Raw genomic sequence first — 12,674 nt, forward strand, 5'->3', positions numbered from 1 at the left:
TCGTCAGGGTGCCAGCAGTACGGCGGCCCCGTTCACGCGGTCGTGCGCCAGATCCGAGAGGGCCCGGTTCGCGTCGGCCATCGGGTACGGGGTCGTCGTGACCTCGACGCCGAGCCGCGCCGCGAGAGCGAGGAACTCCTCGCCGTCGCGGCGCGTGTTCGCCGTGACGCTCCGCACGTGACGCTCCTCGAAGAGATGGTCGGCATAGCGCAGCGACGGGATGTCCGAGAGGTGGATGCCCGCGATCGCGAGCGTGCCGCCGCGGTCGAGCGCCTCGAGGGCGGGCGGCACGATCGTCCCCGCGGGCGCGAACAGGATGGCCGAGTCGAGTGGCTCCGGCGGCGGGTCGGTCGCGCCGCCGGCCGAGTCCACGCCGAGCTCCACGGCGAGCCGCTGCGCGTCTGCCGACCTCGTCATGACGTGCACCCTGACACCTTGGTGCAGTGCGATCTGCGCCGCCAGGTGCGCGGACGCGCCGAAGCCGTAGATGCCGAGTCGCCCCGCGGGCGGCAGGTCGGCGAGCCGCAACGCGCGGTAGCCGATGATCCCCGCGCAGAGCAACGGTGCCGCGTGCTCGTCGTCGTACCGTTCGGGGAGCGGGTACGCGTATGCCTCGTCCACCACGGCGTACGGCGCATAGCCGCCGTCGTCGTCCCACCCGGTGAACCGCGGCTCGAGGCAAAGGTTCTCCTGCCCACGCCGGCACCATCGGCAGCGACCGCACGTGTGCCTCAGCCAGGCGATCCCTACCCGGTCGCCTACGGCGAATCTGGTCGCGCCCTCACCGGTTCGGTCCACTCGCCCGACGATCTCGTGGCCCGGAGTCACCTGCGGGCGCTTCGGCGCGAGGTCTCCTTCGGCGAGATGCAGGTCGGTACGGCAGACGCCGCACGCGGTGACGGCGACCCTGAGCTCGCGGGGCCCGGGCAACGGCTCCGGCCGCTCGACGGCGACCAACGGTGCATCGTCGATCGGTCCCGGCCGGTCCACCACCCACGAGCGCATGACACGACCCTCGCCTATCCACGTGCGATTGTGAAGAACCGTCGCTTACGGGCGGTTGGACCCGAGTCCACGGGACCTTCGTCCCTACCCCGGCTGAGTCGACCGCCGTCAGTCTGGGGGACGTGAGCGCTCTCGACGTCGCCCGGTGGCAGTTCGCCGTCACAACCGTCTACCACTTCCTGTTCGTTCCCCTCACGATCGGCCTGTCGCTGCTCACTGCGGGCATGCAGACGGCCTGGGTGCGGACGGACGACACGAAGTACCTGCGCATGACGCGGTTCTGGGGCAAGTTGTTCTTGATCAACTTCGCGATCGGCGTCGCCACGGGGATCGTGCAGGAGTTCCAGTTCGGGATGAACTGGTCGGCGTACTCGCGATTCGTCGGAGACATCTTCGGAGCGCCGCTTGCGATGGAGGGCCTGCTCGCCTTCTTCCTCGAGTCGACGTTCCTCGGGTTGTGGATCTTCGGGTGGGACAAGCTGCCGAAGAAGGTGCACCTCGCGACCATCTGGCTGGCTTCGATCGGTACGGCGATCAGCGCCTACTTCATCCTGGCCGCCAACTCCTGGATGCAGCACCCGGTGGGTTACAAGATCGACCATGCGAGGAACCGGGCCGAGCTCACAAGCATCTGGAAGCTGCTGACCAACTCGACGGCCCTGGTCACGTTCCCGCACGTGATCTTCGGCGCATTCATCACGGCCGGAGCGTTCATGCTCGGCGTCGCCGCCTGGCATCTGCGCAAGCAACGTGATGTCGAGCTGCACCGGACATCGATGCGCCTCGCGCTCGTCACCGTGTTCGTAGCCTCCATCGGTGTCATCGTGTCCGGTCACATCCAGGGCCAGGTCATGACCCGGCAGCAACCGATGAAGATGGCGGCCGCGGAAGCGCTGTACCACACCGAGAAGCCGGCATCGTTCTCACTGTTCACGATCGGCAGCCTCAACGGGAAGAAGGAGATCTACAGCCTTCGGGTGCCGCGGGTGCTGTCGTTCCTCGCGACCGGCAGCTTCTCCGGCAAGGTCGAGGGGATCAACGAGATCCAGTCCGAGTACCAGCAGCTCTACGGGCCGGGCAGCTACACGCCCGACATCCCGGTCACCTACTGGACGTTCCGCCTGATGATGGGCTTCGGCTTCCTCGCCGGCCTGCTGTCGGTCGCCGGCTTGTGGCTCAGCCGCCGGCGCCGCGCACCCGCGGGCAAGTGGTTCGTGCGGGCCGCGTTGTGGGGGATGGCACTGCCTTACCTCGCGAACACCGCCGGTTGGCTGTTCACCGAGATGGGCCGGCAGCCGTGGACGGTCTTCGGTCTCATGCAGACCAAGAACGCCGTCTCTCCGACCGTCGGTCTCGGCTCGGTCATCACGAGCTTCGCGATCTTCACCCTGCTCTACGGGGTCCTCGCGTTCGTCAACGTACGGCTGATGATCCAGACGATCCGCGGCGGCGCGCCGACCGAGGAGTCACTGACGACCACCGACGGCGCCGCGCCGGCGTTGGCGTTCTCCTACTAGGCCGGGAGCGGTCGACATGCACCTCACCACGCTCTGGTTCGTTCTCATCGCCGTGCTCTGGACCGGCTACTTCGTCCTCGACGGGTTCGATCTCGGGGTCGGCATGCTGCTGATGGTGCTCGGCCGCGACAACGTCGACCGCCGGCTCTGTCTCAACGCGATCGGTCCGGTCTGGGACGGCAACGAGGTGTGGCTCCTGGTAGCGGGCGGGGCGACGTTCGCCGCCTTTCCCGAGTGGTACGCCGCGATGTTCTCGGGCTTCTACCTGGCGCTCCTGCTCATCCTCGTGGGCCTGATCGTCCGCGCTGTCGCCTTCGAGTACCGCGGCAAGGTCGACACCGACCAGTGGCGGCAGCGGTGGGACATCGCGATCGGCGTGAGCAGCTTCCTTCCGGCGTTCCTCTGGGGTGTCGCGTTCACCAACGTGGTGCGCGGCGTGCCGCTGAACGCTGCCCACCACTTCACCGGCACGCTGCTCACGCTGCTGAACCCGATCTCGCTGCTCGGGGGCGTCGTGACCACGGTCGCGTTTGCGCTCCATGGTGCCGTGTTCCTCTCGTTGAAGACCGACGGCGACCTTCGGCACCGTGCTCGTGCCCTGGCGAACCGGCTCGCTGCGGTTGCGATCGCGGGCGGCGGCCTGTACCTCGCGATCGTGCAGGCCCAGCACGGCCGAGCGGCCGCAGATGTGCTCGCCGCCGCGGCTGCAGTGGCGCTGATCGGGGCGTTCCTCTCGACCCTGCGCGGACGCGAAGGGTGGGCGTTCATCGCCACGGCTGCGGCGCTGGCGTTCGTGGTGTGCACGCTGTTCGCCGATCTATGGCCGAACGTGATGCCGTCGAGCACCAGCGCTGCGGACAGCCTGACGGTGCACAACGCCTCGAGCTCGCCGTACACCCTCGGCGTCATGACCTGGGTGGCGGGCTTCGCGACCCCTGTGGTTCTCGTCTACCAGGCGTGGACGTACTGGGTGTTCCGCAAGCGGCTGCGCCGGGCGGACATCCCGGGCGGCGGCGTCGTACCACCCGTGCCCGGACCGCGGTCCGGTGAGGCGTCGGGCGTGGTTGCCCCGAGCGGGTCGTGAAACCGCTCGATCCGAGGCTCCTCCGGCGGGCAGCGCCGGCTCGGCGCTACCTCGGAGTAGTCGTCGCATCGGGCTGCCTCACTGCCGGCCTGGTGGTCGCACAGGCGACCTTGCTCGCCGGGCTGATCGTGCACGCCGACCGGGGGGTCAGCCGGCTGCGCGACGAGCTGATCGCTCTGCTCGCCGTCCTGGTGGCGCGCGGGGTGTTGGCCTATGCCGGCGAGGTCGGCGCGCTGCGCGCGGCCGCTGCCGTCCGGTCGACACTTCGACGCGATCTTGCCGCGAAGGTGCTCGCCCTCGGCCCGGCCTGGACCGGGCGCGAGCGGTCCGGTGAGGTCACGACGCTGATGACGAAGGGCCTCGACGCGCTCGACGGCTACTTCGCGCGCTACCTTCCGCAACTCGTGCTCGCGACGTTCGTGCCGGCAGTCGTGCTGGCCCGGGTCGCGGGCGCGGACTTCATCTCGGCCGTGACGATCGGCTCGACGATTCCGTTGATCCCGGTTTTCATGATCTTGGTCGGCCTGCACACCCGGGCGCGTACCGAGCGGCAGTGGCGCTCCTTGTCCCGGCTCGGCGGGCACTTCCTCGACGTCGTCGAAGGCCTGCCGACGCTCAAGGTGTTCGGGCGGGCAAAGGCGCAAGTGGAGCTGATCCGCAAGGTCAGCGACTCCTACCGGCGTACGACGATGGCCACCCTGCGCGTGGCGTTCATCTCCGCGCTCGTTCTCGAGCTGCTTGCGACGCTGGCTACGGCGGTCGTCGCCGTCGAGGTCGGCCTGCGCCTGCTCAACGGTGACCTGGCGTACCAGACCGCGCTGCTCGTGCTGCTGCTGACACCCGAGGCATACCTACCGCTTCGCGCGGTCGGGGCGAGCTTCCATGCGAGCGCCGACGGAGTCGCGGCGGTCAATGATGCGCTCGACATCCTCGAGCACCCGAGCAACGACCTCCCCAGTTCCGCTCGCTGTGACCTGCGCCATGACTCGATCCGGCTCGACGGGGTGACCGTCCGCTACGACGACCGCTCCGACAACGCCCTCGACAGCATCCGCCTGGCAGTCGACCCGGGGGAGCGGGTGGCCCTTTCGGGTCCTTCCGGCGCCGGCAAGTCGACCGTGCTGGCTGTGCTCCTCGGCTTCGTCCAGCCGACCGGCGGCGACGTGTCCATCGGCTCCCGTCCCTACCGCGACCTCGACGTCGAGCGGCTGCGGGCGCAGGTCGCATGGGTGCCGCAGGCGCCGCGGATCTTTGCCGGCACGGTCGCGGACAACATTCGGCTCGGACAGCCGGACGCGGAGGATGCCGCCGTTCGCGCGGCCGCGGCGGCGGCCGGCTTTGCCGAGGTCGTCGCTGGGCTTCCGGCCGGGTACGAGACCGTGCTCGGCGACCGTGGCCTGACCCTCTCGACCGGGCAACGGCAGCGGCTGGCGCTGGCCCGCGCGTTTCTCCGCGATGCCCCACTCGTCCTGCTCGACGAGCCCGGCGCGCACCTCGACCCGGAGACCGCCACCGCGCTTCGGGCCGCCGTCGAGCGCCTCGCGAGCGGCCGCTCCCTGATTGTCGTCACCCACGACAACCGCTGGCACGACCTCGTCGACCGCGTCGTGATCTTGGATCACGGCCGGGTGGCCGGCGACTATGCGACTGGCGCACGAGTTCCGGCGGTGGCCTGATGACGGCGCAAGCGCTTCCGGTCGCGCGTCGGCCCCAGCTGAGGCTGTTGACACTCGGCCGCCCGGTTCGGCTCACCCTGGCTCTCGCCGTTGCCGCGGGCGCGCTGACCGTCGGCGCCGCGATCGGGCTGATGGCCGCGTCGGGGTTCCTGCTCTCGCGAGCGTCGCAGCACCCCAACCTGGTTGCGCTGTCGATCGCGATCGTCGCCGTGCGTGCGCTCGGCATCACGCGGGGGATCAGCCGCTACGTCGAGCGCCTCGCCGGACACGACGCGGCGCTGCGCGTGCTGTCCGACCTTCGGGCATCCGTGTACGCCCGGCTCGAGCGACTGGCGCCGGCCGGGCTCCGCGGGCTCACCGGTGGGGAGCTGGTCGGTCGGTTCGTGGCAGACGTGGACGCGGTCCAGGACCTGTTCATCCGAGGGATCACGCCGCCGCTCGTGGCTGCCCTTATCGGCGCCGTGACGGTGGTCTTCTCGGTCGCGGTCTTTGCGCCCGGCGGCGCCGTACTGCTGGCCGGCCTCCTGGTTGCCGGCATCGGCTTGCCGGCCATCGCCTACCTGCTCGGCCGCCGTCCGGCCCGGTCGACTGCGGCCCTTCGCGGCGAGCTTGCCTCCGCGACCGTCGACCTCGTGGACGGATCTGCCGAGCTGATCGCGTACGGCGCTACGGCGCAGGCGCTCGATCGCATCGCCGAACGCGACCGCGAGCTGTTGCGGATGTCGAGGCGGGCGGCGATCGCGAATGCGATCGGCGCCGGTGGCGCGACCATGGTCAGCGGCCTGACGGTCTTCGGTGTCCTGTTCTTCGGGGTGGCGGCTTCGCATCGCGGCACCCTCGGCACGGTACCGCTCGCGGTGATCGTCCTCACCGCTCTCGCCGCCTTCGAGCTCACCTCGGCGCTGCCCGCTGCGGCGATCGCGCTGGCATCCGTTCGGGCGTCGGCGCGGCGTGTGTTCGCGGTGCTCGACGCACCGGCTCCGGTCGCCGAGCCGGCCGAGCCGTTGCCGTTCCCGCCGGGCCCGGTGCGGATCAACGTGCAACGGGTCACCGCCCGCTATCCCGGCGCTCGTAGTGACGTGCTGCACGATCTGGATCTCGATCTCGCCCCCGGCCGGCGGGTTGGGGTGGTCGGCCGGTCAGGATCGGGGAAGAGCACGCTGGCCGCGCTCCTGTTGCGGTTGCTCGATCCGGACTCGGGCGTCGTGCTGATCAACGGTGTCGATGCGTCAGCCCTCGCCGGGGACGACGTCCGGCAACATGTCAGCGGGTGTATCGCCGATCCGCACGTCTTCGATTCGACCGTGAGGGAGAACCTCCGGCTGGCGCGTCCCGCCGCGGATGACGAGCAGCTAATGAGCGCGCTGCGCACCGTGCGGCTGTCGAGCTGGGTGGCCGAGCTCCCGCACGGGCTCGATACGGAGGTCGGCCCGCACGGCGTCGCGATGTCCGGCGGGCAGCGGCAGCGGCTCGCACTGGCGCGGGCGGTCCTCGCCGATCCGGCGGTGCTGATCCTGGACGAACCGACCGCGCATCTCGATCCCGCGACCGCCGCCGAGGTCATGCGCGACGTGCTCGCGATCACTGCCGGCCGCACCACCCTGCTCATCACCCACGACACGCACGGGCTCGATGCAATGGATGAGGTCATCGAGATCGTGGACGGGCACGCGCGACCCGCCGGCGTGCGGGCCTAGGGGCGGGGCCGATCGGCTCGCTCGGCCGGCGGCAAGCGTGCCGATCGCATCGGGACCTTCGAGCGCACGGTCAGGACCTTTGGCCCTGCCCAAGCCATGGCGAACCGGGGCAGGGTGGACCTGAACGGAGGAGGACACCATGACCGCATTGGGTAAGCGCCAGCGGATCGTGGTCGGGTACGACGGGTCGGCCGACGCCCGCGCCGCGCTCGACTGGGCCGCGCGCTTCGCATCCGCTACCGACGCGACCGTTCGGGTAGTCGCGGCCTGGACGTGGCCGATCTCGTACGGCTATCCGATCGGCTGTGCCGACTATGCGCCGGAGGTCGACGCCAAGGATCTGGCCGAGCGAGCGGTAGCCGAGCTCCAGCTGCCGGCGGATCGAGTCGAAGTAGCAGTGCTCGAGGGGAGCGCCGGCCCGGTGTTGGTCGACGCCTCATCCGATGCGGATCTCATCGTGGTCGGCTCCCGTGGGCACAACGCCGCGGTCAGTGCGCTGCTCGGCTCCGTGAGTGCGTACTGCGTGCACCACTCGAAGGTGCCCGTCGTCGTCGTCCGCTGAGCGCCAAACTACGGCGTGCGACGGCGTAAGGTCGCCGCGCCGAGTCCGACCGCCGCGAGAAAGCTGCCGAGGACCACGGCCAGGTCGGTGGTCATCCCGCTGCTCCATCCGGTGCTGGTCGTGACCCGGTTCATCGCGTCGATCGCGTAGCTCAGCGGCAGCACGTCCGACAGGCCGTGCAGCACCGGCGACATGCGGTCGCGGGGCGTGAGCAGGCCGCCGAGCAGGATCTGCGGGAGCACCGTCGCGGGCAGGAACTGCACCGCTTGGAACTCGGTGCGAGCGAATGCCGAGAGGAACAACCCGAGCCCGGTCCCCAGCAGCGCGTTGCACACCGCGAAGAGCACGACGACGGGAACCCCGCCCTCGACGGACATTCCGAGCAAGCCGAGCGCGACCGTGCTGGCCAGGCCGACCTGGACCAGCCCCGCCAACCCGAAGGCGAGTGCGTAGCCACAGATCACGTCGAGCTTGGCAATCGGCAGCGTCAGGAGCCGTTCGAGCGTGCCGGTAGTGCGCTCCCGAAGCGTCGACACCGACGTGACGACGAACATCGTCGTGAACGGGAAGATGCCGAGCAGCTCGGGGCCGATCCGGTCGAAGATCACCGACGATCCGGTGAAGACGTAGCGAAGCAGGATCATCAGTACGCACGGCACGACCAGCATCAAGGCAACCGTGCGGGGGTCGCGACGGAGCTGGGTCAGCACGCGCCGGGTGGTTGCCGCAGTGAGGCGCGGATTCATGCCGCATCCAGGCTGTCGGCGATGTGCAGGAACGCCGCCTCGACCGTCTCGCATCCGGTCGACTCCAGCAGGCCACTGGGGGTCGAGTCGGCGACGATCCGGCCGGACCGCATCAGCAGCAGGCGTTGGCATCGCTCCGCCTCGTCCATGACATGACTGGACACGATCAGCGCGACGCCGCTGTCGGCGAGCTCCCGGAACGTGCTCCACAGGCTGCGCCGAAGGACGGGATCGAGTCCGACGGTCGGCTCGTCGAGGACAAGAACCCGCGGCGCACCGAGCAGCGCGGAGGCGAGCGATGCTCGGGCACGTTCGCCTCCCGACATGCTGGCGACGACCTGGTCGATCTGCGCGGACAGGTCGACCTGCTCGACCACTCGGCCGATCTGATCACGGCTCGCGCCCAGCACGCGGGCAAAGTAGCGCAAGTTCTCGCGCAGGGTCAGGTCGCTGTAGATCGCGGGGCTCTGGGTGACGTAGCCGACCGCGGATCGAAGCGGTGGCGAGCCGGCGGGCTGACCGAGCACCTGGACCGAGCCGCCGGCGATCAGCTGCACACCGACCAGGCAACGCATCAGCGTGGTCTTCCCGCAGCCACTCGGCCCGAGCAGTCCCGTGACCGTGCCGGCTTCGACCTCGAACGACACCTCGTGCAGCACTGTTCGGCCGCCGCGCGCGACAGTGAGGTCCGTCACGCTGATCACGGCGCTCATCGATACCCACCCTTAGCCCACCGCCGCCGGGACCTTCGGCCCTATTGAGTGACGGTGACGGCGAGTGAGACTAGCGCCTGCCTAGAGGAGGTCTTTGAGATGACATCGGCGGATCGGTCCCCCATCGTCGTCGTTGGTATCGACGGCTCGACCAACTCCGAGCTCGCCCTGCGCTGGGCCGAGGCCTATGCCGTGGCTGCAGGTTACGGGCTGCGGCTGGTGTGCGCCTGGCAGGTACCCACCTCGTTCGGGCATCCCGTGCCGCACGAGGGCTATGAGCCCGTAGTCGCCGCCCGTGAGGTCGCCGAGAAGGCGGCCACCGGTGTGGCTGTGCCGCCCGAGCGGGTCGAAACCCTGGTCCCGATGGGGCCGGCGGGCGAGGTGCTGGTGGAGGTCAGCCGCGGCGCCGCCCTGCTTGTCGTCGGCCACCGTGGACACACCGCGATCGGCGAGCGGCTGCCCGGCTCGGTGAGCGCGTACTGCGTCCACCATGCACACGTCCCGGTCGTGGTCGTACCGTCCGCGCGCCCGCGTTAGGCGGTCGACCGCGATCACAACGATGCAATCGAGAACGTTCTGAGGAGGAGAAATGGCGAACGACCAAGCCCCGATCGTCGTCGTCGGCGTCGATGGGTCACCGGAGAGTCAGCAGGCCGTCGACTGGGCCGAGCGCTACGCCACCGCGTCGGGTGCCACGTTGCGGCTCGTCATCGCGTGGGAGCACGCGCAGGCCTATGGCCAGCCGATGATGTTCGAGGGCTACCACCCGCACGAGGAAGCCGACGCACTGGTCAACAAGGTGAAGGGTGCGATGGCAGTGCCCGCCGACCGGGTCGAGACCCGGGTCGTCGAGGGTGCGCCCGGACCTGCGCTCGTTGCTTCGGCCGAGGGCGCGGACGCGCTCGTGGTCGGCAGTCAGGGTCATGGCGCGGTTAGCAGCCTGCTGCTGGGGTCGGTGAGCTCGTACTGCGTGCATCACGCGAGCTGTCCGATCGTGGTAGTGCGCTAGTCCGATGAGCGTCACGCCGGCCAGCCGCATCGCCGAGGTGCTGATGCCGGTGGACCTGTCGCATGAAGCCTGGCGAGCGCTTCCCGTCGCCCGCTCGCTGGGCGACCGGCTGGCGGCCGCGATCGTTCCGGTGTATGTCGACCCCACCGCGCCGGCAGAGCAGATCGCCAGCGAAGTGCCTCTGCTCATCCGTACCTCGGTGGCGGGGCTGCCGGTCGCGGTCGAGGTCCTCGGCGGCGAGGACGTCGCCGGAGCGCTTCAGGCGCGGATCGAGGCCAGCCCGGGGGCCTTGACGGTGATGGCGAGCCATGGGCGCAGCCAACATCCCGAACGCGCGTGGGGGGTGCTGTGCGACCGGCTTCTCATGACCGCTTCGCGATCCGTTCTCGTCGTACCCCAGCACTTCGACGCGCAGCGCAACGGCACCATTCGGCGGGTGGCGGCGTGCATCGACGCGGCCGCTCCGGACCACACGATGCTCCGCGAAGGGTTGGCGCTCGCCGATCTGGTCGGCGTCCCACTCGTGGTTGTCTCCGTCAAGGGTCACGGCAAGCTGCGCCCGGGTGAGGACGACACGTACCACGTCATGGCTGCGATCTTCGACGACCTTCCGCCCGCCAGCGTGCCGGTGACCGCGGAGGCGCTCGACGACGAGGATCCGGCCGACGCGCTGGTGAGGTACGCCGACCGGCGCGCCGGCACCGTGCTCGCACTGGCGCCCGGCGCCGAACCCCGGTCGGTCTACGCCATGACGCACAGCGTGTCGATGGCGGTCGCCCGCGAGGCGCGCACTCCGCTGCTCGTGCGGTGGCACCGCGCGGAGGTGACCGTCTAGCGCGGCGGCCGGCTACTCCTCGATGGTCTGCCGATGCACCTCGTGGGCGAGGATCGCCGCCTGGGTACGGCGTTCCAGGCCGAGCTTGGCCAGCACGTTCGAGACGTAGTTCTTGACCGTCTTCTCGGCAAGGAACATCCGCTCGCCGATCTGCCGGTTGGTCAGACCCTCGCCGATCAGGTCGAGGACCTTGCGTTCCTGCTCGGACAGCCCGGCCAACCGGTCCTGGGTCTCACCGTGGGCGCGCAACCGTTCCATCACGCGGCGGGTGGCGGTGGCGTCGAGCAGGGAACCGCCGGCCGCCACCGTGCGGACGGCGTTGACCAGGTCGGACCCCCGAATCTGCTTGAGCACGAATCCCTGCGCCCCGGCCATGATCGCGTCGAGCATCGCCTCGTCGTCGGCGAACGAGGTCAGCATCAGGCAGGACAGATCGGGCATCGCGCTGCGCAGGTCACGGCAGACCGCCACGCCGCTGCCGTCGGGCAGCCGGACGTCGAGCACCGCGACCTGCGGCCGCAACGCGGGTATGCGGGCAAGGGCTTCGGATGCCGACGATGCCTCACCTACGACGGTGATGTCGCCGTCCGCCTCGAGCATGTCCTTCACCCCGCGCCGGACCACCTCGTGGTCGTCGCAGAGGAACACCCGGATCGGTTCCGTCACGTGCCTACCGTACGGCGTTTCAGGCCGGTCCGCGCAGAATGGCGCGGTGGGGTCTAGATCTCGTAGACGACCGGCATGCTGCCGACCACGCGGCCGGTGATCATGCCCGGCGTGATCCGGATAAACACCTCACCGTCGGCTGCAGCCGCGCTGGGCAGGCCGAGCTCGACCGCACGCAGCCAGTCGCCACCGCTCAGCGCATCAGCAGCGCCGACAACGACGACGCTCCAGCCGGTGCCCGTCGCCGGCTCGTAGCGGTCGATCTCGAAAGCCACGATCGTCTTGTTGCAGGCCCGCGCCAGAGCGCTACCCGCGCTGGTCCGGAAGACGATGTTGGCGACGTCCATCGCGTAGTTCACCGGCAGGATCGACGGCAACGCATTCTGGCTGATCGCGATGCGCCCCAGGCGCTGCGAGCGGAGCGCCTCCAGACACTCGGCTCGGGACATCTCGCGCACGACCGCCTCCCCCGTCATGCGCTCAGTGCTGTTCATCGTCATCGCTCGATCCCAGGCTCACCAGATGCAGCTCGTCGTGAAGTCCGTAGCGCGCCACCGCGTGCACAATGTCTCCGGCGGTGAGCAGCCCGATCAACCGGCCAGTGCCGTCGACGACCGGCACCGCGTCCAGCCGTTCGAGGTTCATCAGCGCGGCGACCTCGCCGATCTCGGTCTCCGGCAGCACGCACGAGGTCCGCTCGGCAAGCAACCCCTTGATCGCGCGCGTGCGCAGCGCCGAGGGTCCCTGCTGCCAGGCCTGCACCAGCAAGCGGTCGTCGACGACGCCCACGCAGCGAGCGCCGGACACCACAACGGCGTGGCGAACCCCGCAGCTGACGAGCACGGACCAGGCATCCCAGATCGTGCCCGTTGCCGGGACGGTGATGACGGGCGAGCTCATCACGTCGGCGGCGGTCACCACTCGGGAGCTCACCTCGGGGGGCGTCATCTGGGCCTCCGATCGGGCTTGCGTTGCTTTCAGGGTGCCTGCGCGGCCTCACCCGCGGAAGGTCCGCAGGTCCTCAACACAGGGGACCAAGGTCGGTAGGCAACGGCCACCCTGAGCCGGACGATAGGGACATGACGGTTCACGAGATCCCCATAGCGGACAGAGCGCCCACGGTCGGTGCCGGCGCGCCGGTATCCGCTGTGATGAGCCCGATCG

Annotated in this window: 14 protein-coding genes; 8 read left to right on the plus strand and 6 right to left on the minus strand. The window is 69.7% G+C overall.

Annotated features, from left to right (window positions below):
* Nucleotides 1-3 precede the first annotated feature (3 nt).
* Nucleotides 4-1,005: a zinc-dependent alcohol dehydrogenase family protein gene (locus tag VME70_09790; protein HTW20487.1), complete on the minus strand. Its 1,002-nt coding sequence runs from the start codon at nucleotides 1,003-1,005 to the stop codon at nucleotides 4-6.
* A gap of 122 nt (nucleotides 1,006-1,127) precedes the next feature.
* Between VME70_09790 and VME70_09795 the strand changes: the two genes are divergently transcribed.
* The 5 genes from VME70_09795 to VME70_09815 all read left to right on the plus strand — a co-directional run bounded on the left by VME70_09795 (nucleotide 1,128) and on the right by VME70_09815 (nucleotide 7,541).
* A complete protein-coding gene (locus tag VME70_09795; protein HTW20488.1) occupies nucleotides 1,128-2,522 on the plus strand; it encodes a cytochrome ubiquinol oxidase subunit I in 1,395 nt (464 codons plus the stop codon).
* Between the two features lie 16 nt (nucleotides 2,523-2,538).
* Nucleotides 2,539-3,606, plus strand: coding sequence for a cytochrome d ubiquinol oxidase subunit II (gene cydB / locus VME70_09800; GenBank protein HTW20489.1), 1,068 nt, complete (start codon nucleotides 2,539-2,541; stop codon nucleotides 3,604-3,606).
* Nucleotides 3,603-5,282, plus strand: a complete 1,680-nt coding sequence (cydD, locus tag VME70_09805) for a thiol reductant ABC exporter subunit CydD (GenBank protein ID HTW20490.1) — start codon at nucleotides 3,603-3,605, stop codon at nucleotides 5,280-5,282. The genes cydB and cydD overlap by 4 nt, the downstream gene beginning before the upstream one ends.
* Nucleotides 5,282-6,979: a thiol reductant ABC exporter subunit CydC gene (cydC, locus tag VME70_09810; GenBank protein ID HTW20491.1), complete on the plus strand. Its 1,698-nt coding sequence runs from the start codon at nucleotides 5,282-5,284 to the stop codon at nucleotides 6,977-6,979. The genes cydD and cydC overlap by 1 nt, the downstream gene beginning before the upstream one ends.
* Nucleotides 6,980-7,118: 139 nt before the next feature.
* Nucleotides 7,119-7,541: a universal stress protein gene (locus VME70_09815; protein HTW20492.1), complete on the plus strand. Its 423-nt coding sequence runs from the start codon at nucleotides 7,119-7,121 to the stop codon at nucleotides 7,539-7,541.
* A gap of 8 nt (nucleotides 7,542-7,549) precedes the next feature.
* Here the strand turns inward: VME70_09815 and VME70_09820 are convergent, their stop codons facing one another.
* Together VME70_09820 and VME70_09825 are read right to left on the minus strand one after the other, a co-directional pair.
* Nucleotides 7,550-8,287: an ABC transporter permease gene (locus VME70_09820; protein HTW20493.1), complete on the minus strand. Its 738-nt coding sequence runs from the start codon at nucleotides 8,285-8,287 to the stop codon at nucleotides 7,550-7,552.
* The gene (locus VME70_09825; protein ID HTW20494.1) at nucleotides 8,284-9,000 is read right to left on the minus strand and encodes an ABC transporter ATP-binding protein; all 717 of its coding nucleotides are present in this window, start codon (nucleotides 8,998-9,000) and stop codon (nucleotides 8,284-8,286) included. The genes VME70_09820 and VME70_09825 overlap by 4 nt, the downstream gene beginning before the upstream one ends.
* 99 nt (nucleotides 9,001-9,099) lie before the next feature.
* Here VME70_09825 and VME70_09830 point away from each other — a divergent pair, with 99 nt between their 5' ends.
* From VME70_09830 to VME70_09840, 3 genes are read left to right on the plus strand one after another with little or no spacing between them, the layout of a single operon-like run.
* Nucleotides 9,100-9,537 (plus strand): universal stress protein, encoded by a 438-nt coding sequence (locus VME70_09830; GenBank protein ID HTW20495.1) that lies wholly within the window; start codon nucleotides 9,100-9,102, stop codon nucleotides 9,535-9,537.
* 52 nt (nucleotides 9,538-9,589) lie between these two features.
* Nucleotides 9,590-10,009, plus strand: coding sequence for a universal stress protein (locus VME70_09835; protein HTW20496.1), 420 nt, complete (start codon nucleotides 9,590-9,592; stop codon nucleotides 10,007-10,009).
* Between the two features lie 4 nt (nucleotides 10,010-10,013).
* Nucleotides 10,014-10,844 (plus strand): universal stress protein, encoded by an 831-nt coding sequence (locus VME70_09840; GenBank protein HTW20497.1) that lies wholly within the window; start codon nucleotides 10,014-10,016, stop codon nucleotides 10,842-10,844.
* 12 nt (nucleotides 10,845-10,856) lie between these two features.
* Here VME70_09840 and VME70_09845 read toward each other — a convergent pair whose 3' ends face one another.
* Genes VME70_09845 through VME70_09855 form a run of 3 tightly spaced genes read right to left on the minus strand, consistent with a single transcriptional unit; the run spans nucleotide 10,857 to nucleotide 12,458 of the window.
* Nucleotides 10,857-11,510, minus strand: a complete 654-nt coding sequence (locus VME70_09845) for a response regulator transcription factor (protein HTW20498.1) — start codon at nucleotides 11,508-11,510, stop codon at nucleotides 10,857-10,859.
* 53 nt (nucleotides 11,511-11,563) lie between these two features.
* Complete coding sequence (locus VME70_09850) at nucleotides 11,564-12,004, minus strand: pyridoxamine 5'-phosphate oxidase family protein (GenBank protein HTW20499.1); 441 nt, start codon at nucleotides 12,002-12,004, stop codon at nucleotides 11,564-11,566.
* A complete protein-coding gene (locus VME70_09855) occupies nucleotides 11,991-12,458 on the minus strand; it encodes a CBS domain-containing protein (protein ID HTW20500.1) in 468 nt (155 codons plus the stop codon). The genes VME70_09850 and VME70_09855 overlap by 14 nt, the downstream gene beginning before the upstream one ends.
* Nucleotides 12,459-12,674: the final 216 nt, after the last annotated feature.

This window comes from Mycobacteriales bacterium (assembly GCA_035504215.1).
Classification (GTDB): domain Bacteria; phylum Actinomycetota; class Actinomycetes; order JAFAQI01; family JAFAQI01; genus DATAUK01.